The organism is Comamonas sediminis (genome assembly GCF_041107495.1).
In the GTDB taxonomy this organism is placed as follows: Bacteria; Pseudomonadota; Gammaproteobacteria; order Burkholderiales; family Burkholderiaceae_C; genus Comamonas; species Comamonas sediminis.
The window spans coordinates 14,619-39,968 of the sequence record NZ_JBGBDC010000008.1 but is presented as its reverse complement, the minus strand read 5'-3'; the positions used below and the strand labels follow the sequence as shown (position 1 = coordinate 39,968).

21 protein-coding genes are annotated in these 25,350 nt (G+C 64.6%); 4 read left to right on the top strand and 17 right to left on the bottom strand.

Translation table 11 applies throughout. The features are described 5' to 3' along the window. Nucleotides 1-191: 191 nt before the first annotated feature. Entirely contained in the window at nt 192-401 is a 210-nt protein-coding gene (locus AB7A72_RS17965) for a helix-turn-helix transcriptional regulator (protein ID WP_369460738.1), read from the bottom strand. Continuing rightward, on the bottom strand, nt 401-811 hold the full coding sequence (locus AB7A72_RS17960; RefSeq protein WP_369460737.1) for a hypothetical protein: 411 nt from the start codon (nt 809-811) through the stop codon (nt 401-403). The genes AB7A72_RS17965 and AB7A72_RS17960 overlap by 1 nt, the downstream gene beginning before the upstream one ends. A gap of 290 nt (nt 812-1,101) precedes the next feature. Here AB7A72_RS17960 and AB7A72_RS17955 point away from each other — a divergent pair, with 290 nt between their 5' ends. After that, on the top strand, nt 1,102-2,292 hold the full coding sequence (locus AB7A72_RS17955) for an IPTL-CTERM sorting domain-containing protein (RefSeq protein WP_369460736.1): 1,191 nt from the start codon (nt 1,102-1,104) through the stop codon (nt 2,290-2,292). 67 nt (nt 2,293-2,359) lie between these two features. Here AB7A72_RS17955 and AB7A72_RS17950 read toward each other — a convergent pair whose 3' ends face one another. The 5 genes from AB7A72_RS17950 to AB7A72_RS17930 all read right to left on the bottom strand — a co-directional run bounded on the left by AB7A72_RS17950 (nt 2,360) and on the right by AB7A72_RS17930 (nt 8,021). Then, on the bottom strand, nt 2,360-3,763 hold the full coding sequence (locus tag AB7A72_RS17950; protein WP_369460735.1) for a phospholipase D-like domain-containing protein: 1,404 nt from the start codon (nt 3,761-3,763) through the stop codon (nt 2,360-2,362). Between the two features lie 59 nt (nt 3,764-3,822). Further along, nucleotides 3,823-4,179, bottom strand: a complete 357-nt coding sequence (gene arsC / locus AB7A72_RS17945) for an arsenate reductase (glutaredoxin) (protein ID WP_239809310.1) — start codon at nt 4,177-4,179, stop codon at nt 3,823-3,825. Nucleotides 4,180-4,192: 13 nt separating this feature from the next. Beyond that, the gene (locus AB7A72_RS17940; protein WP_133855284.1) at nt 4,193-4,597 is read right to left on the bottom strand and encodes a roadblock/LC7 domain-containing protein; all 405 of its coding nucleotides are present in this window, start codon (nt 4,595-4,597) and stop codon (nt 4,193-4,195) included. A gap of 51 nt (nt 4,598-4,648) precedes the next feature. After that, on the bottom strand, nt 4,649-6,034 hold the full coding sequence (locus tag AB7A72_RS17935; protein ID WP_312527509.1) for a phosphatase domain-containing putative toxin: 1,386 nt from the start codon (nt 6,032-6,034) through the stop codon (nt 4,649-4,651). 352 nt (nt 6,035-6,386) lie between these two features. After that, nucleotides 6,387-8,021: an ABC transporter permease gene (locus AB7A72_RS17930; protein WP_312452225.1), complete on the bottom strand. Its 1,635-nt coding sequence runs from the start codon at nt 8,019-8,021 to the stop codon at nt 6,387-6,389. Between the two features lie 88 nt (nt 8,022-8,109). On the opposite strand from AB7A72_RS17930, the gene AB7A72_RS17925 reads away from it, so the two are divergent. Next, nucleotides 8,110-9,153 (top strand): ABC transporter ATP-binding protein, encoded by a 1,044-nt coding sequence (locus AB7A72_RS17925; RefSeq protein WP_369460734.1) that lies wholly within the window; start codon nt 8,110-8,112, stop codon nt 9,151-9,153. Between the two features lie 28 nt (nt 9,154-9,181). Here the strand turns inward: AB7A72_RS17925 and AB7A72_RS17920 are convergent, their stop codons facing one another. The 8 genes from AB7A72_RS17920 to AB7A72_RS17885 all read right to left on the bottom strand — a co-directional run bounded on the left by AB7A72_RS17920 (nt 9,182) and on the right by AB7A72_RS17885 (nt 21,169). Next, nucleotides 9,182-9,937, bottom strand: a complete 756-nt coding sequence (locus tag AB7A72_RS17920; RefSeq protein WP_369460733.1) for a lysophospholipid acyltransferase family protein — start codon at nt 9,935-9,937, stop codon at nt 9,182-9,184. Nucleotides 9,938-9,954: 17 nt separating this feature from the next. Continuing rightward, on the bottom strand, nt 9,955-10,404 hold the full coding sequence (gene ruvX / locus AB7A72_RS17915) for a Holliday junction resolvase RuvX (RefSeq protein WP_312833932.1): 450 nt from the start codon (nt 10,402-10,404) through the stop codon (nt 9,955-9,957). Further along, on the bottom strand, nt 10,401-11,009 hold the full coding sequence (locus AB7A72_RS17910; protein ID WP_239809316.1) for a YqgE/AlgH family protein: 609 nt from the start codon (nt 11,007-11,009) through the stop codon (nt 10,401-10,403). The genes ruvX and AB7A72_RS17910 overlap by 4 nt, the downstream gene beginning before the upstream one ends. A 123-nt stretch (nt 11,010-11,132) precedes the next feature. Next, nucleotides 11,133-17,405 (bottom strand): hybrid sensor histidine kinase/response regulator, encoded by a 6,273-nt coding sequence (locus AB7A72_RS17905; protein ID WP_369460732.1) that lies wholly within the window; start codon nt 17,403-17,405, stop codon nt 11,133-11,135. Between the two features lie 165 nt (nt 17,406-17,570). Beyond that, nucleotides 17,571-19,838, bottom strand: a complete 2,268-nt coding sequence (locus tag AB7A72_RS17900) for a methyl-accepting chemotaxis protein (RefSeq protein WP_312412546.1) — start codon at nt 19,836-19,838, stop codon at nt 17,571-17,573. A gap of 38 nt (nt 19,839-19,876) precedes the next feature. Beyond that, entirely contained in the window at nt 19,877-20,404 is a 528-nt protein-coding gene (locus tag AB7A72_RS17895; protein WP_239809319.1) for a chemotaxis protein CheW, read from the bottom strand. Between the two features lie 3 nt (nt 20,405-20,407). After that, entirely contained in the window at nt 20,408-20,773 is a 366-nt protein-coding gene (locus tag AB7A72_RS17890; protein ID WP_256460938.1) for a response regulator, read from the bottom strand. Between the two features lie 9 nt (nt 20,774-20,782). Further along, nucleotides 20,783-21,169: a response regulator gene (locus AB7A72_RS17885; RefSeq protein WP_021027286.1), complete on the bottom strand. Its 387-nt coding sequence runs from the start codon at nt 21,167-21,169 to the stop codon at nt 20,783-20,785. 304 nt (nt 21,170-21,473) lie between these two features. Between AB7A72_RS17885 and thiD the strand changes: the two genes are divergently transcribed. Further along, entirely contained in the window at nt 21,474-22,394 is a 921-nt protein-coding gene (thiD, locus tag AB7A72_RS17880) for a bifunctional hydroxymethylpyrimidine kinase/phosphomethylpyrimidine kinase (RefSeq protein ID WP_369460731.1), read from the top strand. A 98-nt stretch (nt 22,395-22,492) separates the two neighbouring features. Then, nucleotides 22,493-23,791 (top strand): glutamate-1-semialdehyde 2,1-aminomutase, encoded by a 1,299-nt coding sequence (gene hemL / locus AB7A72_RS17875; protein WP_239809321.1) that lies wholly within the window; start codon nt 22,493-22,495, stop codon nt 23,789-23,791. An 85-nt stretch (nt 23,792-23,876) separates the two neighbouring features. On the opposite strand, the gene AB7A72_RS17870 is transcribed toward hemL, so the two are convergent. After that, nucleotides 23,877-24,587 (bottom strand): Bax inhibitor-1/YccA family protein, encoded by a 711-nt coding sequence (locus tag AB7A72_RS17870; protein WP_239809322.1) that lies wholly within the window; start codon nt 24,585-24,587, stop codon nt 23,877-23,879. 146 nt (nt 24,588-24,733) lie between these two features. Further along, complete coding sequence (locus tag AB7A72_RS17865; protein WP_239809323.1) at nt 24,734-25,222, bottom strand: c-type cytochrome; 489 nt, start codon at nt 25,220-25,222, stop codon at nt 24,734-24,736. Nucleotides 25,223-25,350 lie beyond the last annotated feature (128 nt).

Genomic DNA, 25,350 nt, shown 5'->3' with positions numbered 1-25,350 from the left:
GCGCCAGCATGGCAGCCAGATGGCAGCGGTCCATCCGCTCTAACAGACTCTGCTATTCAGAGGCTGTCTAGCTTCATACCAAAGCAGAAATATTGCAAACAAATCCCTGTCAGCCAATGTTGATGATGTGCGGGAAAGCACCGGATGTTGACGCACCTCAGTGATCGCCGGAAGCAACCGCCCACGGGCATTCAGGACCCGTCGCTGCGGTAGGGGTTGGCAAAGATCGCCTCCACCGGCAAGCCAAACACCACACTGATGCGGTAGGCCAGATCGAGTGAAGGATCGTGCTTGCCCGTCTCGAGCGCATTGACCGCCTGGCGCGATACACCGAGACGCTGAGCGAGATCTGCCTGCGTCCACTGGGCCGTGGCACGCAGGGCGCGCAGATGGTTATCCATCAGCCCCGCACCCGCATCACTGCGCTCACCAGCGCCCACACCAGCCAGAACAGCGGCACCACCAGCCAGACAGGCAAATGCGGTGCGGCGGCATAGCTCTCGCCAAAGCCCCAGACCGTGCATAGCATCAGCAACAGCCCACAGGCCATCACCACACTGCGGATGGCCTGCGCACGCTGGTATTCGTCGGCCGCCTGGATCCACAGCAGCGATGCGCGCAACTGCGCTGCAATCGGCACCGCGACGGCCAGTGCCAGCAACCAGGCGCTGGGCGTGCCGAGGATGGCGTCGAACCAACCCAGGATGACCCCCAGATGAAGGGCGCAATAAATGCCCATCCATACCGCTGTGCGGATCAGGTAGCGGCGCAGCGAAGCGGACGGCGGATGCGAAGAGAGCGCGAGGTGCACGGTGAAGTCTCCAAAAATGTAAAGTAAACCTGACTTTATCAATGTCAGGTTTACTTGTCAATCGCGGCAGGATGTCTGCTCGGAGAGTGCCGGCAGCCATCATCTTTCCAGCTTGGCCCTCATCGATATCTCAGCCCGTAAAACAATCTCGCCTGCGACGCAGGCGCATGGAAATGTCACAGCTTTGTGGACAATTTTCAACGGCTATAAATGTTTCGCTGTACTCAACAGATTTTTTCTATTGAATTTGAAATAATGAAAATTCAATTGATTTATTGAATACATCGACCATGTCCCATCGACAAAAACACCCGGCACGCCACTGGGCGGCCAGCGCCCTTCTTGCCGCCAGCTGGGGCGTATGGAGCCTGGCCCAGGCCCAAACCTCCGTCACGATCGATTGCAGCCCCAACTCGCTGGCCCAACTCAATACTGGACAGCCCAGTACCAGCAACGCACAGGTCGACAGCCGTTGGCGCTTTCAGTACCTGTCTGCCTATGCGGGCAGCGATCCGGCCAACTGGCGCAGCTTTGGCGATGCCACGATCGTCACCAGCCGCGTGTCGAGCTGGACCAGTACGCCAGCGGCCAGCAGCACGGCGCAATGGATCGCTGCCAATGCCTGGGGCGGCCAGCCCTATGTCGACGGCGCGAACTTCGGCAATATCGATGCCCTGTTCCAGGTGCAATTCAACATTGACCCGGCAGTATCGCTGGGCAGCTTTGCGCCTTCAATGACCTACAGCGCCGACAACTCGGTGGTCGATATCTTCATCAACGGCAAATCGCAGCTGGCACGGGGCCTGGGCACCTGGGGCCTGCCGCAGGCAGGCAGCACCAACCAGTTCAACTACAACGGTTTTGGCACCAACCGCTGGCTCACCATCGCCAGCATGGCCTCGCCCGACTGGCAGGCCGGTGCAAACACCATGACCGTCTATGTCAAAAGCGGAAATCCGTACATGGGTTTCGCAGCGGCTATCTCGGGCAGCAATGCCTGCCTGCCCAATGATGCACCGGCCGCCACCCCTGCCGTCAGCGGCCAGCCTGACGTCGGCCAGACCCTGACGGGGACCTATGGCTACGCCGATACAGAATCCGACCCCGAAGACAGCAGCGCTACCGGCACCCGCTACCAATGGGTGCGCAGTGACAATGCCAGCCTGACCCAGGCTGCCCAGGGCACCGTGATGCAGTCGGGCAACACACTGGGCGCCGCAGGCACGGTGACCTACACCACCCAGGCTGCCGATGACAAAGCCTATCTGTACTACTGTGTCACTCCCGTGGCCGTCCGGGGCACCCTGGTGGGTCCCGAGGTGTGCAGCGCGGCCTTCGGCCCGGTCAAGACGACCACCACACCGCCACAACCTGCAACGCCCCAAGCGGTTCCCGTGCTCGGCATCTGGGCGTTGCTGGGCATGTCGGGTCTGGTGGCAGGCTGGGGCCTGGCGCGTTCACGCAAACGGGTCCGGGCCTGATGGCCTCTTGGTCTGGTACTAGCCACCTGCAGGTGGCTTTTTTTGGGGTCTGCTGCGGATCGGCGCTTCACAGCTGGAAGGCAACGCCCCGCACCAGCCCCTCTCCGACATCCCGCCACCACCCCGGTGCACGGTAGGCATAGGTCGTGCTTTCGGCCATCTGCTGCCCGCACCAATGCTGGAGCCAGGCGATCTCCCGGGCGCTGTAGAACGCGGTCATCGCCTCGTAGTTCAAGAACAGGCTGCGCCCGTCGAGGTTCGCCGAACCGCACAGTGCCATGCGGTCGTCGACCACCACCACCTTCGCATGCACCATATGGGGGGAGCAATACACCTGGGCACCGGCAAGCACCAGCGCCCGCAATGCGCGCTCACGGGCCCAGTCGGCCAGGCGGTGGTTGGAGCACTGGGGCACCACCACGCGCAGCTGCACGCCGCGCCGGCAGGCCAGGCACCAGGCCTCCAGCAGCGCGTCATCGGGCACAAAATACGGGCTCACCAAGGTGATCGATGTCTGCGCATGGAAGGCGCTGGCCAGGTAGAGCGCATGCAAGGTGTCATCGGCATGGTCGGGGCCGCTGGGCAGCCACTGGGCCCAGCCCTGGTCGCCACCCCCCAGCGCCATCGCTGGCGACAGCCACATAGGGCGGCGCCGGCCTCTGGCCGCGCGCCAATCGGCCTCGAACTGCGCGGCCACCACGCCGGCCAGGGCCCCTTGCACGTTGAAGCTCAGGTCCACCCAGGCCGGGTGCCCGGCACTGCTGGGCAGAAAGTACTCATCGGCCAGATTGCGCCCGCCGCTCCAGACATGCACGCCGTCAGCCACTGCGAGCTTGCGGTGGTTGCGCAGATTGCTGCCACCGCGTATCGGCTGGAGCATCGGCACCATGAAGCGGCGCACCAGCACGCCCGAGCGCCGCAACTGGCGCAGCCGCATGGGCAGCAGGCGCCAGCAGCCCACGCCATCGAGCAGCAGCCGCACCTTGACCCCGCGCTGCGCAGCCTGCTGCAGCGCCGTGCCGATCTGACGCCCGACGACATCGTCGGCAAACACATAGGTGCAGACATCCAGGCTGCGCTGTGCCTGCTCGATCAACTGCAGCAGCTGCTGCAAGGCCTGCAGGCCATCTTCATGGAACACCACCTCCGCATTGGGCTGCGCCGGATCGAGCTCCATGCTGGCCAGCAACTGGCCTGCCCAGCCCGGCACCTGAGGGGGCACCGTACTGCGGCGCTGGCCGGTGGAGGGGAGAACGGCATGCGCCGGCGGCCGCACCGCCTTGCGCGGCCCGAACACCAGAAAAAGAGGCAGGAAGAGATAGGGAAAGGTGACCATGCCCAGCACCCAGCCGATGGCGGACGCGGGATGGCGGCGCTGGTGCCCGGCACGCGTGACCAAGGTGTAGACCAGCAGCGCCACCACCACTGCAATCGTGTGGCCCAGGCCTGAGAGGACGGTCACGCGCAGCATGGCCTACTGCCCGTCAGCGTGCGCGGGACGGCGGCTGGGCGCGCAAGCGGCCGGGCCCATCAGAGCAGGTCAAGCACCCGCTCAGGCGGGCGGCACAGACGCGCGCCCTTGGCGCTCACGACGATGGGCCGGTTGAGCAGCTCGGGATGGGCGGCGATCTGCGCAATCAGTTCGGCATCGCTCAAGCCCGCACGGCCCAGATCCAGCGCCTCATAAATGGCCTCCTTGCTGCGCATCACCTCGCGCACCGGCAGCCCCAGCTGCGCGATCAGCGCCGCGAGCTGCGCGCTGTCCAGCGGCGCACGCAGGTAGTCCACAATCCGGGGCTCGATGCCGCGGGCCTCCATCAGCGCCAGCGCGCCGCGTGAGTTGCTGCAGCGAGCGTTGTGGTAGATGGTGATCGTGTCTTGGGCCATGCCCCCGATCTTATTACAGAGAGGCTTCGAGCTCGGGCATGATGATGCGCGCCTTGGTCAGCGCCATACCCAGGTTGGCGGTGCGCCGGCAGACCAGCACGGCCACATACTCGGGGTTGGCCTTGCCGCGCATGAAGATATGGATCAGGTTGTCGCTGTTGACGATGATTTCCTGGAAGTAGTGGTGGCCATCGTCCTGCAGACCGCGCGACTTCTTGAACATGCGCTCGATCATCGACACATTGGGACCGTTGAAGAGGTCGGCGGTGGCCGCGGCCACCAGGTCGATCACCTCGCGCGGGTGCGAATCGACCGTGCGAATGGCCAGCAGCATGCCGGTAGCCACATCGACATAGCCGGCAGCCAGGCATTCGGGCACAAATGTAGCGACCTTCTGCAAAACGGTATCCATGGACATTGATGTATTCCTTCAAAGTGGGTTGGTAAGGGGCTGGCACCTCGGATGCGATTAGCCCATCTTCTCGAGCAGCATTTCTTCATACGCCAACAGCGAGCGTTCTTGCTGCTCGGACTGCACGTACTGCGGCTCGATCTCGCGCACACGGCGCAGCGCTTCTTCAGCGGTGACGCCTTCAAAAACCAGCCAGGCCGCCAGCACGGTGCCGGTGCGGCCCAGGCCCGCCAGGCAGTGCACCGCCAGCACTTCGCCGGCCAGCAGCAGGCGCTTCATCTTCAGCATCAGCATCTGCAGCTGTGACACCGATGGCGGTTCCCGGTCATGCACCGGCAGATGCACATTGCGCAGGCCGTTGCGCGCCAGCGCCGCCTGGTCGATATCGGTCTCGGTCAACGACACCAGGACGGTGATGCCGCAACGCCTCAGCGCCTGCATGTCCACATCGGTGTCATTGACCACACCCGGCAGCGGCGTGCCGGCCAGCTTGCCCGGCACCAGCCAGGCAAAACCGCGCGGCCCGCGCGCGCCGGGCACATAGTGTTCGGCCGCCAGCACCGGGTTGGCCAGCGCCAGATCGGGCAATACCGCGCGCTGGCTTTGGCGCGCCGCCTGCGCAGCGGTGCGGGCGGGGGCCTGCAGCGCTGCAGGTGCAGGTTCGGCCTGCATGGCCTCTTGTACCGTCTGCTGCGGCGCCACCACGGCACAGCTGCCGCTGCGTACAAACTGCTGGCCTGCCGGCGAATACGGCGCGGAGAAAAAATGGTCAGCGCGGCTCGTCTCCTGCACCGCACCACCGGCCAGCAGCAGCACATGGTCGGCCACGCGCTGGGCATGGCGCTGGTTGTGGGTCACCAGCAGCACAGCGCGCTCATGGGCAATGCGTTTGAGCAGTTCCAGCAGCAGATAGGCGTCGTAGTCCTGCAAGTCGGCAGTGGGCTCATCGCACATCAGCAGCAAGGGTTGGGCAGCGGCTTCGCGCAGAATGGCTACCGCACGCTGGTGCATCGCAGACAGCTCCACCGTTGTTTGCGCCAGCAGCGGTTTGATATCGGCAAAGCCCATGCGGTCCAGATAGGCCTCGCACCAGGCACGTCGGTCCAAACCGGAGAGCAGATGGGCCTGCGGCAGCAACTCGCTGAGCGAATCCTGCACGCTTGACTGCATCAGGCGCACATGCTGGCGCACCAGGTGGGGCCGGTGGACGCCCGCCAGCGGCTGGCCGGCATAGCGCAACTGTCCCCATTGCGCAAAGCGCGGGTTTTCGTCATTGAGGCCCGCCAGACTGCGCAACACCGTGGACTTGCCCCCGCCCACCGGCCCCATCAGGACCGTGATGGCGCAAGGGGCGATCTGCAGTTGCAGGCTGGAGAGGATGACCTTGTCGCCATAGGCCACGCCCCAGTTGTCTGTTTCCAGAACGGGAGTTGGTGTTTGCACGCGATGGGAGCCGCTGCGCGGCATTGGGAGGTGGACGGGAAGCCAAGCCTGGCACCACCTCGGCGCGCCAGCCATCCAATCACGCGGACGGCAAGCATCTCGGTGATTCAAAAAATGAAACACCAATAGTCAATTAATGTTTCAAAAATTCAGTTTAAGGGAAAACCCGAGATGGTTGTTTGATCCAGATCAAATGCGATATAGGTCACCTATCGATAGGGCAATAACGCCACGGAGATCCAAATTAGGGGGAGCGTGCAGCCGCTGTGGTGATGCAGCTTGCCGAATGCGCCGATGGAATGTGCGCGGCCAGCCTGCTGAACCGCCAGCCAGGCAACGAGGATGAGAGGTATCAGCGCGATGCCGAGCTGCGCATCGTGCGGATCAGCAAGATGACCGGCACCAGTCCCACCAGCACCAGCGCCAGCGACGGCAGCGCCGCCTCGCCCAGGCGCTCGTCGCGTGCCAGCTGGTAGGCCACCACGGCCAGCGTGTCGCTGTTGAAGGGCCTCAGCACCATCGTGGCGGGCAGCTCCTTCATCACATCCACAAAGACCAGCAACGCGGCGGTCAGGGCCGAGCGCCGCAGCAGCGGGCCATGCACGCGGACCAGAAGGCCGGCGCTGCCCACACCCAGCATGCGTGCCGATTCATCCAGACTCCTGGGAATGCGGGTGTAGCCGCTCTGCAGGGACTGCAGCGCAATGGCAGTGAAGCGCACCAGATAGGCCCAGATGATGCCGGCCGAGGTCGCGGTGATCAGCGCCGGAAAGGCCCATTGCGGAAACGCCTGCTGCACCCAGCCCACTGGCAGCAGCAGGCCCACGACGATCACCGCGCCGGGCACCGCATAGCCCAGGCTGATGAGGCCCACCGTGCTGCGCGTGACCCAGTCCTGGCTGCGGCGGGCCGCATAGGCGGCCAGCATGGCAATGGCCACGGCCAGCACGGCAGTGATGGCCCCAAAGCGGATGCTGTTGCCGGCCCACTGCACAAAGCGGTCCAACGGAATCACCGACCAATCGGCCGCCAAGGGCCGCAGCATGAACATGACGGGCAGCACAAAGCCCAGCAGCACCGGCAGCGCACAGAGCAACCAGGCCGCCAGGCAGCGCGCACCCTGCAGGCGATACGGCTGGGCCTCGGCCGATGAGGCGCGCCCCACCCCGCTGGTGACAAAGCGCATGCGCCGCTGCGCGCGCAGCTCCAGCTGCAGCACCACCAGCACCAAAACCAGCAGCATCGTGGCCAGCTGGGCTGCAGCACTGCGGTTCTCCATCGACAGCCAGGCCTTGTAGATGCCGGTGGTGAAGGTCTGAATGCCAAAGTAGCTCACCACCCCGAAATCGGCCAGGGTCTCCATCATCACCAGTGCCACACCGGCCACCACCGCTGGCCGGGCCATCGGCAAGGCCACCGCCCAGATCCGGCGCGGCATCGACGCGCCGAGCAGGCGCGCCGCCTCCATCAGGTGGGCGGCGCGCTCGCTCAGCGCCGTGCGCGCCAGCAGGTAGACATAAGGGTAGAGCGAGACCACAAACACCAGCACGGCGCCGCCGAGCGACCGCACCTCCGGCAGCAGCCGCCCTTGCAGCCCGAAGCTGGCACGCATCCACACCTGCAGCGGCCCGCTGAACTGCAGAAAATCGGTATAGGCATAGGCCGTCACATAGGCGGGCATCGCCAGCGGCAGCAGCAGCAGCCATTCCAAGGTTTTGCGGCCGCGAAAGTCGAACAGGGTCACCACCGCCGCGCACAGGGTGCCCACGACCGCCGAGCCCAACGCCACCATCAGCCCCAGCGCCACCGTGGTACGGATGTAGCCCGGCAGCACCGTCGCAAACATTTCGCGCACCACGGCAAACGCACCGAGGTCATTGCCCGCCCCGGGCAACCAGGCGCTAAAGACGGTGAGCACCGGCAACACCAGCACCAGGGCAATGGCTACGAGCAGCAGCTGACGACGGAAGCGGGCGAGATTTTGCAAATGCGAATCACTGACGGGCCAAAAGCTGGCGATTCTACCTGCCAGGCACCTAAGCCCTTTGCCCGGGAGAGCCCTCTACAATGCGGCCATGTTTCTAGAGGTCTCCCAACTGAATGTGCGCTATGCCGGGCGCCCCCAGCCTGCGGTGGCGCAGGTGTCTTTGCAGCTGCAGGCAGGCGATATCGGCGTGCTGATTGGCCCCTCGGGCTGCGGCAAGACCACCTTGCTGCGTGCAGTGGCCGGGCTCGAGCCGATCGCCAGCGGCGAGATCCGCCTGCAAGGCCAGGTCGTCAGCAGCAGCAGCGCTAATCTGCCGCCCGAGAAACGCCGGATCGGCATGGTGTTCCAGGATTACGCCCTTTTTCCGCATTTGACGGTGGGCAAGAATGTGGCCTTCGGCATCCACCAGTTGCCCCGGTCCGAGCAGCAGCAGCGTGTGCAGGAGGTGCTGCGCCTCGTGGGGCTGGAGAACAGCGCTGGGCGCTACCCGCATGAGCTGTCAGGCGGCCAGCAGCAGCGGGTGGCGCTGGCCCGGGCGCTGGCGCCCCGGCCGCAGCTGATGCTGCTGGATGAGCCCTTCTCCAACCTCGATGTGGATCTGCGTGAACGCCTGGCCCATGAGCTGCGCGACATCCTCAAGGCCGCGCAGGCGACCGCGCTGTTCGTCACGCACGACCAGCTGGAGGCCTTTGCGATTGGCGACCAGATTGGCGTGATGGAAAGCGGCCACCTGCACCAATGGGCCGATGCCAGCACCCTGTTCCAGCAACCCGCCAGCCGCTTTGTGGCCAACTTCATCGGCCACGGCAGTCTGCTGCCGGCCACCCCGGTGTCGTCTGCGCAAGGCTGGCAGCTCGACACCCCGCTCGGTGCCATCGCCGCGCCGGAAGCATCACAGGCCTGCGATGTGCTGCTGCGCGCCAGCGAGGTGGTGTTTGACCCTGCCTCGCCGTACCGCGCCACCTTGCTGCGCAAGTCCTTCCGGGGATCGCAGTATCTCTACACCTTGCAGCTGCCCAGCCAGCAGCTGGTCTATGCGCAGGTCTCCAGCCAGCTGCAGCACGCGGTAGGCGACAGCATCGGCCTGCGTGCCCAGCCCGAGCACCTGGTCTGCTTCGCGCCCGGGCAATGAACCTCAGGCCAGAAGCCCTCGGTCCTCGTCAGCGCTGCACCTGGCGCAGCTGGTCCACCGCCGCCTGCAGATCGGCCGACCAGTCGCGCCGGTTGCGGCCTGCGCTGGCCTGCGGCTGGCCATAGTTCAGCTGCGCCACCAACGGCGGGGCCGTCACGGTGCGCCAGATGGATCCCAACAGGCTCTCATCGCCTATATAGCTCGGGGCACTGCTCATGCGGCCACTTAGCTTGTCGTAAAAGCACAGCCCCAAGGGCAGCACCGGCGCCTCGGCCGCAATCGCCGATTGCAGCAGGTTGGCATGGAAAGGCAGCAGCTGCCGGCCATCGCCCGTCGTCCCCTCGGGGAAGACCGCAACGATATCCCCGTGGCGCATTGCTTCCTCCATGCGGCTGACGGTGCGCATCGCATCGCGCCGGGAGTTGCGCTCAATGAACAAGGTGCCTGCGGCGCTGGCCAGGCCGCCGATGACGGGCCAGGCCTTGACGTCGGATTTGGAAACAAAGCGGCAGTGCCCCGCCGCATGGATGGCCGGAATGTCGAGCCAGGACAGATGGTTGGCAACGATCAGCAAGGGGCCGTGCGCAGGCACCGCACCCAGCACCCGCAGCTCGATGCCGCTCAGCCGGAGCAGTTGAGCGGCCCAGCGCTCCACCGCCCGGTTGCGCTCGGCATGGCCCAGGCGGCCAAACGTCAGCCAGATCGTGATGACACCCACCACGATATGCAGACCCATGCGCGCCAGGCGCCACAGGCCAATCAGGGAACGGCTCAGCGCTTGCATGGCGGGCCAGCGGGGTTTCAGGCCGTGCCGCCCAGATCGGGCACATCCAGGCTGCGCATGAACTGCTCGAGAATGATGCAGGCCGAGGCCGCATCGGCATCGCGCGCGCCATTGGCCAGCGCCTCGGTGGTGCTGTAGCGCTCATCCACCTCGAACACCAGCAGTCCAAAGCGCCCCCGCAGCTGGCGCGCAAAGCGCAGCGCCAGCGCGGTATTTTCATGGGCCGCGCCGTCGGGGTGGTAGGGAATGCCGACGACCAGTGCGTCGGGCTGCCACTGGCTGATCAGGCTCTCCATCGGCGTGAAACGGGCCTTGCCTTCGGCATGGATCGTCGGCAGCGGCCGGGCCGTGCCCAGCATCCGGGTGCCAAAGGCAGCGCCGGTACGCTTCATGCCAAAGTCAAAGGCGATGAAGCTCTGCATGCGAGCCGCTTCCGCCAGCAAAGGCTTGGTGGCAGCGTCCGTCATGCGCGGCCAGCAGCGGCAGACAGCGCCCAGGGCTGCACGCCCAGCAGCGCCAGCGCCGTGTTGTAGCGCTCGGCCACCGGTGTATCAAAAATCACGCCCGCATCGGCATGCACGGTCAGCCAGGCGTTTTCGGTGATCTCCGACTCCAGCTGGCCCTCGCCCCAGGTCGAATAGCCCAGCGATACCAGCACCCGGTGCGGACCGGCGCCGGTGGACAGCGCTTCGAGTACATCGCGCGAGGTGGTCATCTCCAGGCCGCCCGGAATGGTCAAGGTGGCCGAGTACGCGGACTCGTCGGCGGCGCCCGATTCGATGACGATCCGGTCGTGCAGCACAAAGCCGCGCTCGGTATGCACCGGGCCGCCCTGGAAAACGGGTTCGAGCTCCAGGTCCTCGCGGCGCAGTGGCAGATCGACCTTGTCAAACAGCTTGCCCATCGTGATGTCCGAGGGCTTGTTGATGATGATGCCCAGCGCGCCTTTTTCGCTGTGCTCGCACACATAGACCACGCTGCGGCCAAACATCTCGTCTTGCATGCCCGGCATCGCAATCAGAAAATGGTGTGTCAGGTTCATGGTCCCGGAAGTGTCGATCTCAGCGCTCATGGGGAACCATTGTACGGGCAGCCCGGCGCCCTTTTGGGTGCACGGCACGCTGCAAGGGCTGCCGGGCGCGCATAAAAAAGGGCTGCCCGCAGGCAGCCCTTGGGACTGGAGCCATCGGCCCGATCAGTGCAGCGGGGCGGCGTCGGCCGCCTTGATCTCATTGTCCAGCACACACTGGCGGACCAGCGACAGCAGCACTTCGTCGGCATAGGGCTTGCCCAGGTAATGGTCCACGCCCAGGCTGGCCGCGTGCTCGCGGTGCTTGTCGGCAATGCGCGAGGTGATCATCACCACCGGCAGGTCCTTCATCGCCGCATCGGCACGGATTTCGCGCACCAGCTCGAAGCCGTCCATGCGCGGCATCTCGATGTCCGACAGCACCATGACCGGGCGCTCCTCGCGCAGACGGTCCAGCGCCTGCAGGCCATCGGCGGCCAGCGCTACGCGGTAGCCTTCGCGCTGCAGCAAACGCTGGGTCACGCGGCGCACGGTGATGGAGTCGTCGACCACCAGCACCAACGGCGTCTGCACCACCTGCTCGGCCAACTCACGCACCGGTGCCTTGGCCACTTCAGGGCGCACCGCCGCTTCGGCAATGCGGTCGGCAATCTGCTGGCCATACACGGTGTACAAGGCCACCGGGTTGTAGATCAGCACAATCGCACCGGATGCCAGCACCGACATGCCGGCCAGACCTGGCAGGCGCGCCAGTTGCGGGCCCAGGTTCTTGACCACGACTTCCTGGTTGCCCAGCACTTCATCGACGTGCACGGCCAGGCGCTTGGTGGCCGAGCGCAGGATCACGACCGCGCTGGTCTTCTCCGGCTCTTCCTGGCTGCGCAGGTGGCCCTGCAGCAGCGCACCGGCAAAGTAATACGGCAGCTCCTGCTCGTTGTCGGTGTAGACACCGTTGGCATGGGCCTGCTCGATCAGCGCCTTGGGCACGCGCCGCACGTATTCCACCAGGTTGGCGGGAACGCCGAACTTGAGATCGCCGGCGCGCATCATCACCACCTGGGTCACCGCCGTGGTCAGCGGCATCACCATCTGGAAGCGCGTGCCCTTGCCGGTCTCCGACGTGGTCACGATGTGGCCACCCAGCGACTGGATCTCGGTACGCACCACGTCCATGCCGATACCGCGCCCCGACAGCTCGGAGACCTCGGTCGCTGTGGAGAAGCCGGGGGCAAAGATCAGCTGCGCCGCCTTGTCCACATCGAGCGGCTCGTCGGCCGTGATCAGACCCGACTGCATGGCCTTGCGGCGAATGGCCTCAAGCTGCAGGCCCGCGCCGTCGTCGTGGATGGACACGGCGATATCGTTGCCTTCCTGGCGCACGTCGATGGCGATCGTGCCCACCGGCTGCTTGCCTTGCGCCTTGCGCTCCTCCGGCGTTTCGATACCGTGCGCAACGCTGTTGCGCAGCAAGTGCTCGAAGGCCGGGGTGACCCGGTCCAGCACACCCCGGTCGATCTCGATCGAGGCACCGGTGATGTCCAGCTTGACCTGTTTGCCCAGCTCCTTGGAGATCTGGCGCACGATGGCGTAAAGACGCTCGGAGATGGAGTCGAACTCCACCATGCGCGTGCGCAGCAGGTCCCGCTGCAGCTCGCGCGCCTGGCGGCCCTGGGCAATCAGATCGTCTTCGGCGCCTTCAGCGGTGCGCTGCAGATTGCGCTGCACCGTGCCCACGTCGTTGACCGACTCGGCCATCATGCGGGTGAGTTCCTGCACGCGGGTGAAGCGGTCGAACTCCAGCGGATCGAAGCCCGAATCCGAATCCTTGGCCAGCGCCATGCGCGACTGCATCTGCGACTCGGCCTGCATCTCCACATCGCGCAGCAAGGTGCGCAAGCGCTCCAGGTTGCTCGACATGTCCTTGATCGACGAGCGGATGTTGCTCAGGCGCATGTCCAGACGCGAGCGGGCAATCAGCACCTCGCCTGCCTCATTGACCAGGCGGTCGAGCAACTGCGAGCGCACACGCACCGATTGACCGGCAGCGGCACGCACCGGCGCCATGCGCAGCATCAGCGGCTTGTGCTGTACGCCAGCGCTGGCGTCAGCGGCATCGGCTGCTTGCAGCGCCTGCTCTGCACTGGCGCTTTCCTGTGCAGCGGGCGTGCTGGCCGCCACTTCGGCCACCACTTCGCCCATCTCGGTGGCTGCAGGGGCCTGCTGGGGCAAGGCACCCTCTGCCAGCACCTGGTTGCCCCGCTCCTGCAGACCGACAAATTCCTGCTGCAGGCCGTCATAACGCGCCAGCAGAATCTCGATGTCCTGGCCGGTCAGGTTTTCGGTGCCGATGTCCTCGACCTCGGACTCCATGCGGTGGGACATTTCGCCCAGGCGCATCGCGCCTGCCAGCCGCGCACTGCCCTTGAGCGTGTGCAGATGACGCAGCACTTCGCCGCGCGGCGGCAGGTACTGCGGGTCGGAAGACCACTCGCGCAGCGCCCCACCCAGCTTGGGCAGCAGCTCCTGCGCTTCTTCTTCGAAGATCAGGAACAGGTCGGGGTCAATGACGTCGACAACTTCGATCGCATCGTCATTGCGCAACTCCAGCAGATCGGGCAACGCAGCGGCCGGCACGGCGGCTGCAGCTGCAAAGGCGCGGGCCGGCTCGGCTGCGCGTGCCGGATGCTCGCGCAACTCGCCCAGGCCAGAGGGCTCGAGGTCGAACTCGGCCATGCCATAAGGCGGATGCAATTGCGAGTTGATTTCCTGGTTCGCAATGTCTTCGAGGTCCTGCACCACGATCTCGCTGGCCGGTTTGACAAAACCGGCTGCCAGCTGGTGCAGCAGCTTGCGGATCTCCGAGCCCGCTGCCTGGCAGGTATTGAGCCAGGACACCTCCGGGTTGGAGAAGTTGTGGATGTGCGAGAGCGCATGCTCCAGCGACCGGGCCAGCTCGGACAACGAACTGAAACCGACCGTGGACGAGCTGCCTGCCAATGAATGGGCGTAGGCGATCGCATCTTCGGGGAAATTGCGGTTGGGCGCCTGGGCCCAGGCGTACAGCACCTTCTCCAGGTTGTGCGACCAGTTCTCGGCTTCCGCAAGGTAGACATTGAACAGCGCCGGGCTTACGCCCAGCACATTGGCCACCTCGGCCGGCTCCTGAGCATCGGCCGGCGGCTCGGTGTCAGACGGCGCAGGTACGGGAGCCAGCGCCTCTGCTTGCGCGTCGGCGGGTGCCTCCGGATGGGCCTGCGTTTCCGCGTGGACGGATAGCTCGGCCGCTGCCTCAGCCTCTGCGGCAGCGGCGGGTTGCAGCGCGGGTTCGGCTGCCTGCGGCTCGGCAGCCGACACGAACGCCTCGTTCAGATCCGCTGCCGGGATATCTGGATGCGGCTGCAGTAGTTCAACCGGCTCCGTCACTTCCAACGCCTGCGGAACCGCCTCGGGGAACGCCAGATCATCGGGCACCACGAGCAGGGTCTGGGGCTCGGCCACCGGCTCCTCGGGCAGCGCTTCGAGCGCGGGCAGCATGGTGTCCGCGAACTCGATGGCATCGAATCCAGTCGGGGTGGCCGGCTCCAGCGAGGCGGGCACGTCGGTCAGATCCAGCGATGGCAGCTCCAGCGGCAAGCGGGTTGGCGCCGGCTCCAGCTTGGCAGCCTCGAGGTCGGCCACAAATTCCAGGCCTGCGTCCATCGATACAAAGTCCAGCGCGCTGTCGTGCGGTTGCAGCGTCTCGGGATCCTGCACAGTGGGGGCCTTGGCCTCGGCACTGGCCATCGCCTGGGCAAACTCCGAGAAATCGACCTCCTCGGCGCTTTCCGGCGCCATCGCCAGCGGCACCAGGCCCGAAGGCGTGGTCAAGGCAGGCTCGGGCTCCAGCGCAGCGGGCGGATCCAGCTCCAGGTCGAGGCCGTCGAGCGGCCAGGCCAGCGCTGGCGCCGGCTCGGCCGGCGCATCCGGTGCGGCAGCAGGCGCTGGCGGAGTCAGCTCCAACGCGGCCCCTTCTTCTGCAGCGTCGGCTGCGGCAGCAGCATCGGACTCCAGCGCCGAAGGCTCGGTACCGTGCGGCCACTGCTCCGTCTGCGGCACCTGGCCAGGCGCGCCAGGCACCACCAGGGGCAGGTGCACGCCATCCAGACGCATGGCATCGGCGGAGATGCGGAAGATCTCCGGGTTCCAGGTGGACTGGCGCTGCGCGCCAATGTCCTCGGCCCAGCGGCCAAAACCGGTCAGTGCCTCGGCGCTCAGCGCCAGCAGCGGCGCATCGGCCGGCTTGTGTTCTGCCAGCCAGCTGTTGAGTACCTGTTCCATCGACCAGGCCGCATCGCCATACTGCACCAGCCCGACCATGCGGGAGCTGCCCTTGAGCGTGTGGAAGGCGCGGCGCAAGGTCGTCAGCGCCTCGGCATCGGCCGCATCGCGGCGCAGGGATTGCAGTGCCTGGCCGCCGGTCTGCACGACCGACTGGGCCTCTTCCAAGAAGATGTCCAGCAGCTCCTGGTCCAGTGCCTCCTCGGAGACCTGCGGCTGTGCCGGGGTTGACGCCACAGGGGATGGTTCTGGTGCTGGTGCTGGTGCTGGTGCCGATACCGGCGCCGGGGCAGGCGCAAAAAACTGCAGATCCGGGGCGAGCACCGCAGGCGCCTTAGGCGCCGGGGCCGGGCTGGCCTCGAACAGGGGCGCCGGAATGGTCGGCGCGAAGTAGACGGAATCGTCTTCCGGTTCCTCGGGCGCATCGGGCGCTGCGGCCGGCGCGGGTACCACCGGGGCAGGCGCGACATCGCCGGCCCTTTGGGTGCCCATCACAATGCGCAGCTCGCCACTGGTCGCATCAAACACAAACAGCTTGCGCGCCAGGGTGCGCTGGTAGCCCAGCATGTCGAGCAGAAAGCCCAGCGCGCCCAGGCTGTTGCCCAGCTTCTCAAAAACCACGGGCTTGTCGTCGTCGGCCACCTGGCCGGCGGCCAGCTGGTCCACCACCAAACGCAGGTGCTGCGTGGCAGCGACAGCCTGGTCCAGACCCAGCACCGACAGCACGCCGCGCATCTGCGACAGCGATCCGGTGACGGTGCCCAGCATCGAGACATCATCGGGGTTGCGGAAATACTGGTCGAGGTGCTTTTCTGCCTCTGCCAGCGTGGAGTGGAGCTCATCGACCACGCTGCCCATGGTCTGGTGGTCGCTGACGCGGCGGTACAGCTCTTCGACCCAGGTCTCCAGAGGCTCGGGCGGCTGGTCCGCCAGCACATGGTCGAGGCGCTGCGCCAGGCGGTCAGCACGCTCGCGCATCAGCGCAGGCTTGACATCCAGCGACTCCAGGTTGGCCTGCAGGTACAGCACGGCGGTGGCGACTTCCATCGCCATCGGGGTCGAAGGCGGCGTGCCGGTGCTCACCAGGCGTTCGGTCACCCGGCCCAGCGCTGCGCCCAGTTCGTCGGCACCAATATGCAGCTTGTGCAGCGATTCGCGGATCAGGTGGAACTGGTCGGCGACCGGCTTGATCTTGTAGCGGTCACCATCGGCCAGCGACGACCACAGCTCGGCCGCGGACTCCAGGCGCTTGCGCGCCTGCGCAAGCACAGCCGGGTCATACAGGCCAAAGCGCTCCTGGCCGTAGTTCACGCCTTGCAGCGCCTCGGTCTGCAGGCTGACGCGCACCGCTTGCAGCACCGCCGCCTTGGCCTCATCCGGGCCCTGGGCAACAGCACAGAAAAAATTCAGCTCATGCTGCAGGCCCTGGTCCACATCGCTGCCACCCTTGGCATGCGCGGCGAACTGCATGATCACCCGCGACGCCGAGCGCTTCACATAGAGGTCGGGGTCGAGCAACTTGTACGCCAGCGCGTCGAAGAAGCCTGCGGCCACCTTCCAGAACAGTTTCAAAGGGGCTTGCGTCTGGCCCTGGGCCAGGCCCAGGCAGACGGCGGTCAAATCCTGCGCTGCACGCGCGTCGGCAGATTTGATGATCTGCAGCATGTCCGCATCGAGGCGCTCACGGGCGCCGCGGTCCAGCGGCAGTGCGGCCACTGGCGGCGTCTTCGGTTCCTGTTGCGCCTGGTCGCCCTGCCAGAGATCGGCCGGGTGGACACGCTCCACACCGGTGAAGGCCTGCATTTCCTTGTACTGCGGAAACAGCGCTACGAAGGAGACGTTGCGCCCCTTGAGCACATGGCTCAGGTACTCCAGCAGCGCAAACGACGTGCGCTCCATCAGCGCGACCGATTTCTCGGTGCACAGGTGGGGCTTGGCCGCAAAACGCTGTGCCGCCACTTCCATCAGGCCCACCAGCTCGGCCGCCTGGCCCACACCCACCATCTGCAACGCACCCTTGACCTGGTGCAGGTACTGCTTGGCCACGCGGATACCGGTGGTGTCGATCGCCTCCAGGTCCGATACCTTGGCCGCTTCCACATCCCGGCTGTAACGAAGCAACGCCTTGACCGTGGATTCCAGTGACCGGCGAACCTCGTCATTGATCCACGCCAATGGCCCGAGATCCCTCTCTTCTGTTGGCTGTGCGTTTTCCGCTTTATTTTCGATAGCTATAGACATGCAACAGTCCCCGATTGCGGGTCAAAATGAAACAGCAGGCATGGGTCAGGCAATCTTGAACCGAGACACCGACTGGCGCAGTTCCTCGGCCATTTGCGACAGCTCACGCACCTGCTGCGCTGTGGTACGGGTGCCATCACTGGTCTGCTCCGTCACCGCAAAGATATGCTGGATATTCTCTGCCACATCGTTGGCCTGAACTGCTTCGTCGGACGCAGAACGGGAAATCTGCTGAATCAGATCTGCCAGCTCACGCGAAACGCGGTCAATTTCCGCCAGTGCCGTACCGGCGCTGTCCGACAGACGGGCCCCTTCCACCACACCCTGGGTCGAGCGCTCCATAGCGGCCACCGCGTCCTGGGTGTCGGTCTGAATGGCCTTCACCAGCACCGAGATCTGGCGCGTTGCATCGGCGGAGCGTTCAGCCAGACGCTGCACTTCCTCGGCCACCACCGAGAAGCCGCGGCCGGCTTCACCGGCGGAAGCCGCCTGGATGGCAGCATTCAATGCCAGCACGTTGGTCTGTTCGGTAATGTCCGAGATCAGGTCGGTAATTTCACCAATCTCCTGCGAGGACTCACCCAGGCGCTTGATGCGCTTGGAGGTGTCCTGGATCTGGTCCCGGATCGAGTTCATACCACCGATCGCGTTTTCCACCGCCTGCAGGCCCGACTCGGCCGCCATCAGCGACTTGCGCGCCACCGAAGCCGATTCCTGCGCCTGTGACGACACGAGGTTAATACGGGTCGCCATGTCGAGAATCGACTTGCCGGTTTCGCGAATCTCACGCAGTTGCTCGGTCGACGCAGCCAGCAGCTCGGTCGACGTGGAGTCCACGGTCGACGTGGTCTGTGCCACGCGGGTCGCCGTGTTCTGCACGCTGCCCACCAGCATGCGCAGCTCTTCCACTGTGTAGTTCACCGAGTCGGCAATCGCGCCGGTGATGTCTTCCGTCACGGTCGCTTCCTGCGTCAGATCCCCTTCAGCGACGGACTGCAACTCGTTCATCAGACGCAAAATGGCAGCCTGGTTGGCGTCATTGAGACGCTTGGCCTCCTGCTCCTGGCGGGTTGCTTCCTGTTGCAGCGATTCTGCAGCGCGGCGGCGGTTCAAGCTGTCTGCCAGCTGCAGGCGCACCAGGCCCCACACACCCAGGCCCACCAGCAACGCTGCCAGCACGATACCCACCAGGTACAGCCATATGCGGTCGGACCAGCTGTTCAGGTCCGCCTGCAGTGCTTCCAGGCCCTTGCGCAGCGGATCGCTGGCCGACTGGATCGAGACTTCGGCCTCACGGGCTTCCGAGATGCCCTTGAGGTTGCTCAACACCGCCGAGCCATCCTTCAACGTGATGTCGTACTGGGACGAGAGTTCCTGCAGCTTGTCGCGCACGGCGCCATCGCGGGCGGGGCTCAGGCGCAGCTCGGCGCTGCCGTTGAGCAGACCGGCGACGATTTCCTTGAAGGTGTTCAAGTCCTTGCCCAGCAGAAACACCGCCTCGGCATTGGCACCCGAGGCGCTCTGGAAGTCGTTGGCCGACTTGCCGATACGCTGGGTCAGCATCGCCAGCTGGCTGGCTGCGGCGATTTCAGCGGGCGGAGCCGCTTGCTGGAGCTTCAGGCTGACCACCGCCTCGCTCAGCTCAAGCAGGGTCTGCGTGTTCTTGTGAATCGCCTGCAAGTCCTTGTTCATCGCAACCAGCGAGGCTTTTTGCTTGACCACGGCATCGCTCTTGCTCGCGGTGCGGTCCGAGGCTTCCACCAGCGGCGCCAGCACCTCGGCGTAGGAACTGCCCAGCGCCTTGATCGCCGGGTCTTCCGAGCCGGAGTTCAGGCCATCGATGTTCTTCTTCAGAATCGACGAGGCTTCTGCCACTTCGGCAAATGCCTGCTCATTGCCGTTGACCGCCTGACCCACCGATTTGGCCAGACGCTGCGACTGGGTCAAGGCCTGGCCGGTGGCTGCCAGCTGGCCGCCTGTGGTGCGCGACTGCAAGATCGCCCACACCGCCAGCGCAAAGAACACCACCAGACCCACGATGACGATGGTCAGCAGGGTCTTTTGGTGTTTGGCAGCCGGTGCCGCACCCAGCACCGGCAGCGTCACCAGATCGTCGGCGGCGGTCTCGCCCTCGACCAGCTGGGCCATGTAATCGTCCTGCACCGCAGCGCCAGATACATTGGCCGCCGTCTTGGCGGGGGACACGCCGTCACCGGTCGAGCCTTCGGAGAGCATCACCTGGTCACCATCTGGGAAGATGCTGACGCCTGGGTCTGCCACGTCTTCTTTGCGTTTGAATAGTTTGTTGAACATACAAATACCGAAAGGGATGAAGCCGCGGAAGCCCCGCACTAAACCGTGATATCGAGAAAATCGGGCGCATTGGCCAGCAGCTGCAGGTTGAGTTCCTGCCACTGCTCGCCACTGGCGGATGTATAGAGCGCACCAAAAAATTCCGGCGCATCGGCCGGCTTGTCTTTGGAATGCGCGAAGTCATTGCTGCCGCGCAAGCCTTCCAGCTGCTCGACAAACAGGGCGGCATTGACGCCCATCATGGGGTTGAGCGCGACGACCGAAGCCCCGGCGAACACCTGTTCGCTGCGTGCGACAGGCAGGCCCAGCATGCGGGCCAGATCCACCACCGTCAACAAAATACCCCGGATGCTGGTCACACCGAGCATCCAGGGTTTGGTGTAGGGCACAGGCTCCACCCCGCTCCAGCCCAGCACTTCGCCGGACTGGCTCAAAGGCAGCAGAAAGTTCCGGCCACTGATCTTGACTGCCAGCCACGAGGCACCGACCGCCGTCTGGTTGCGTGCCTGGCTCAGACGATCGGCCAGCCGGGTTTGCAGCTCTCGCAAGTCTTCGCGCTGTGCCATGCCTTATCCCAGTGCCTCGATCTTGGCCTTGAGTTCGGCCGGATCCACCGGCTTGGTCACATAGCCACGTGCGCCCTGGCGCATGCCCCAGACCCGGTCGGTTTCCTGGTTCTTGCTGGTGCACATGATGATCGGGATATCCGCATACTCTGGGCTGCGGGTGATCAGGCGGGTCAGCTGAAAGCCGTTCTGCCCGGGCATCACGACGTCCATCAGGATCAGGTCGGGCCGGTCTTCCGCCAGGCGCAGCATCGCCTCGTCCGAATTTTGCGCAGTGCGCACCACCATACCCTGGCGTACAAGCAGATCGCTCAAAAACATCAATTCGGTTTTTGAGTCATCAACGATAAGAACTTTTTGAATAGGCACGACCCCTCCTTAACGTTCGGCAACGAAACGTCCGACGGTTTCCAGTAATTGATCTTTGGTAAATGGCTTGGTGAGATAGTCTTCACATCCCACCATGCGTCCCCGGGCCTTGTCGAAAACGCCGTCCTTGGACGACAACATGACCACGGGTGTAGATGCGAAAGCATCATTGCGCTTGACGATGGCGCAGGTTTGGTAGCCGTCCAGTTTGGGCATCAGGATGTCGCAAAACACCATGTCCGGCTTGAAATCGTTGATTTTGGAGAGGGCATCGAAGCCGTCTTCAGCGAGCAGCACCTCGTAGCCGCCTTGCTTCAGAAAAATCTCAGCACTTCTGCGAATGGTATTGCTATCGTCAACTACCAATACCTTGAAGTTGTCTGCGGAAACTGTCACCGGCCACCCTCCTCATTGCATGTCATGAAATGCGAATGCACGCGGCAGCCAAGGCTGACATAGCCCCTCCCACCCGTTTGCATTGAACACATACGCCCTATGGCAATTTTTCTTCGACGAATCCGCATGTGCTGGAGGTGCATTTTGCACCACAGCGCGTACACTGCATCCGTCGTCCCTGCTCCTAATTTTGAAAAGCTTACAGAGGCTTTACATAGAATGCAACGATTGTAGCTTTTCAACACAGATTTAACGGTGATTCCTGCATCAATGTGCTTTATCTCGTTGACCTATGACATCCTCCTTGACAAACCAGCCAGAATCCAGCCCGAGTGAAAGCACGTTGGCCGCGACGATTGATACCGCCAGCATCCTCTGCATCAACGCCAATGACCCCAGCGGCGCAGGCGGCACCAATGCCGATGCGCTGGCCGTGGCGTCGATGGGAGGACACCCCTGCACCGTCGTCACGGGTGCATTGATCCGCGATACGCTCGACACCATCGACTTTTATGCGCTGTCCGATGATGCAGTTCAGCAACAGGCGCAGACCGTATTGCAGGACATTCCCATCCGCGCGATCAAACTGGGCTTTCTGGGATCGATTGAAAATGTACGCGTGTGTGCGGAAGTAACCAATGACTACCCCGATGTACCGGTCGTCGCCTATGTCGCCGGCATGGCCTGGTGGGACAGCGAACTGATCGACGACTACCTCGACGCGTACCAGGAGTTGCTGCTGCCCCAGGTGACGGTGCTGGTCGGTGCCTATGGCCTGCTATGGCGCTGGCTGCTGCCCGACCGCACCTCCGAGCACCGCCCCAGCCCCCGTGACCTGGCCAAGGCCGCCGCCGACCATGGTGTGCCCTTTGTGCTGGTGACCGGCATCCCCGCCCATGACCAGCATGTGGAAAACGTGCTCGCCTCGGCCGACACCGTGTACGGCAGCGGCGAGTTCGAGCTTTTCGAGACCGAGTACATCGGCGCAGGCGACACCTTGAGCGCGGCGCTCACAGCCTTGCTGGCCACCGAGGTGCCGCTGAGCGACGCGACCGCCGAAGCAATGACCTACCTCGACAAATGCCTGGAGGGAGGCCTGCGCCCCGGCATGGGCAAGACCGTGCCTGACCGTCTCTTCTGGGTGCATGCCGATGACGAGGACGTAGAGGAAGACGGCAGCGCGGATGGGGATGAGAGCGACGCGCTCCACACCCGCCCGCTCTGAGTTCAAAGCCTGCCTGTTCCAGTGCAGTGAATACCGGATTGACAGCCCCAGGCACCCGCTTGGCCGACAATCCAAGGCCAGAGTAGATGTGAGCCCTTATGACGATGGATAAAAACGCCCAATTGTTTGAACGTGCCCGCCAGGTGATCCCCGGCGGCGTGAATTCGCCCGTGCGGGCTTTCAATGCCGTAGGCGGCACGCCGGCCTTCATCGCCCGCGCGCAAGGCGCGCACCTGTTTGATGCCAATGACAAACGCTATGTGGACTACATCGGCTCCTGGGGTCCGATGATCCTGGGCCATGGCCACCCGCAGGTGCTGAGCGCCGTGCAGGCTGCGCTGCTCGAAGGCTTTTCCTTCGGTGCTCCCACCGAGCGCGAGATCGCACTGTCTGAAGCCATCCTGAAGCTCATGCCGTCGATGGACATGGTGCGCCTGGTCAGTTCCGGCACCGAGGCGGGCATGAGCGCGATTCGCCTGGCGCGGGGCTATACCGGCCGCAACAAGATCATCAAGTTCAACGGCTGCTACCACGGCCATGCCGATGCGCTGCTGGTCAAGGCCGGCTCGGGCCTGGCGACCTTTGGCGCCTCGTCTTCGGCAGGTGTGCCCGCCCAGGTGGTGCAGGACACCATCGTTCTGGAATACAACGACATCGGCCAGCTCGAAGAAGCCTTTGCCAAGTACGACGGCCAGATCGCCTGCGTGATCATGGAGCCGATTGCCGGCAACATGAACTTTGTGCGCGCCAGCACCGCCTTTACCCGCCGCATCAGCGAGCTGACCCAGGAACATGGCGCCTTGCTGATCTACGACGAGGTGATGACCGGTTTCCGTGTCGCACTGGGCAGCGCGCAAAGCCTGTATGCGCAGCAGATCCCCGGCTTCAAGCCCGACATCACCGTGCTGGGCAAGGTGATTGGCGGCGGCATGCCGATGGCCGCCTTTGGCGCGCGCCGCGAGATCATGGAAAAGCTCTCGCCGCTGGGCCCGGTCTACCAGGCCGGCACCTTGTCGGGCAACCCGATTGCCACGGCCTGTGGTCTGCAGACCCTGTCGCTGATCAGCCAGCCGGGCTTCCATGAAGCGCTGCATGCGAAGACCGGCCAGCTGATGGCCGGCCTCAAGGCCGAGGCCGATGCCGCAGGTGTTCCCTTCAGCGTGGACCACCAGGGCGGTCTGTTCGGCTTCTTCCTGCTGCCGGAGCTGCCCAGCCACTACGAAGCGGTGATGAAGAGCGACAAGCCGCTGTTCAACAAATTCTTCCACGGCATGCTCGCGCGCGGCCACTACTTTGCGCCGGCGCTGTACGAAGCGGGCTTTGTCAGCAGCGCCCATACCGATGCCGACATCCAGGCGACGATCGAAGCAGCCCGCGACGTCTTCAAGACCTTGTAAGCGCCCTCCGCTGCCTGGCCCCCGTCTCTGGCGGGCACAAAAAAACCTCGGCATGCCGAGGTTTTTTGTTGTCTGCCGCAGGCGATCAGTCGTCGCTGCCACCCAGTTGCATGATCAGGCGCAGCACATACCAGAACAGCAGGGCCACCGATGCGAACAGGTGCAGGGCCGCGCCAGCGGGGCGGTCTGCCGGGTAGTGGCGCATGATCTGCGAGGTGTCATACAGCACGCAAGCACCGGCAAACAGCACCATCGCGCCGGAGAACCAGATGCCCAGCTTGAAGCCGAACACGACACCGGCCAGGATGATGCCAATCGCCACCAGGCCACCGATCTTCAGGAAGCCGCCCAGGAAGGAAAAGTCCCTCTTGCTGGTGAAGGCCGTGAAGGTCAGGCCCGCCACCAACGCCAGGGTCGCAATCGAGGCCGCCTGGATCGAGCCGGGGGCAATGATGCTGGCCATGGCCAGCATCGGGGCGAAGATCAGCGATTCGGCGAACACAAAGCCGCCCAGCGCCAGGTACTGCACGCCGGTGCTTTCCGAGTTGTCGGCGGCATTGGTCGCCAGCCATCCGACCACCATGAAGGCGCCCATGACCGCCAGCCAGCCCCACTTGCTCACGCCCAGCATCTTGAGCATCGCAAACGATGCACCGCTGGCGTACAGGCCAAACGACAGCACGGCAAAAGCCAAGATGGCGACGGCCAGATGGCTGTAGGCCGCCTTGATGAATTGGCCTCGGCTGTTCGCCTCGGTCAGGCCACCGCCGTGTCCGGCGTATTCGGGAAAGTTCATGCATCCTCCTTCAGGTCTATGTCGCTGCAGTATCGCAGATTTGCTTTACAAAGCATGGCCTTTCCAGACCCTGTCTACGGACATTGCCGCCAGGCACAAAAAAGCCCGCTGCAGCAGCGGGCGCGTGCAGCCGGTCCGACAGGCGCTCAAGGCGGACTGGCGGCAGGCGCGTTGGCGGGGCGCAGGGCCATCAGCCAGCCAGCCATCAGTTCGGCCTGCTCCTGCGTGACCTGCGGATGGCGTGGCATCACGATACGGCCCCACTCGCCGACGCTTCCCTCGCGGATCTTGCGCGCCAGATAGGGGACGGCATCGTCACGGTCGGCATAGCGCTTGGCGATGTTGCGAAAACCCGGGCCCACGACATCCAGCTCCATCGTGTGGCAGCGCATGCAGTCGCTACTGCGGGTGACCAGCTCGCGGCCCTGCTGCAGCCGGGGGCTGGCCTCGATCAGGCGGTCAGCGGCCGTCACCTCGGGCTTGGGCCGGATGATCAGGCGCCCGATATTGAACATGCCCAGGCCCACCACCAGCGCAAATGCAACGATCAGCACACCCAGCCAGCGCGAGCGGCGCGGCGGGTCACTGTCCGGATCGGAGGCGGGAGGCGGGTCTTGGTGCTGTGGTTCGCTCATGGTGGAAGGGGCCGGGGCCCGGCGCAGAAAACAAGCCGGCGAACCCGAAGATGGCCGGCGTATCGGGGCTGCAGGCCGGATCGGCCTGCAGCCAGCGGTGGCAGCACCCTGGCGGGTACCGCCTTGCC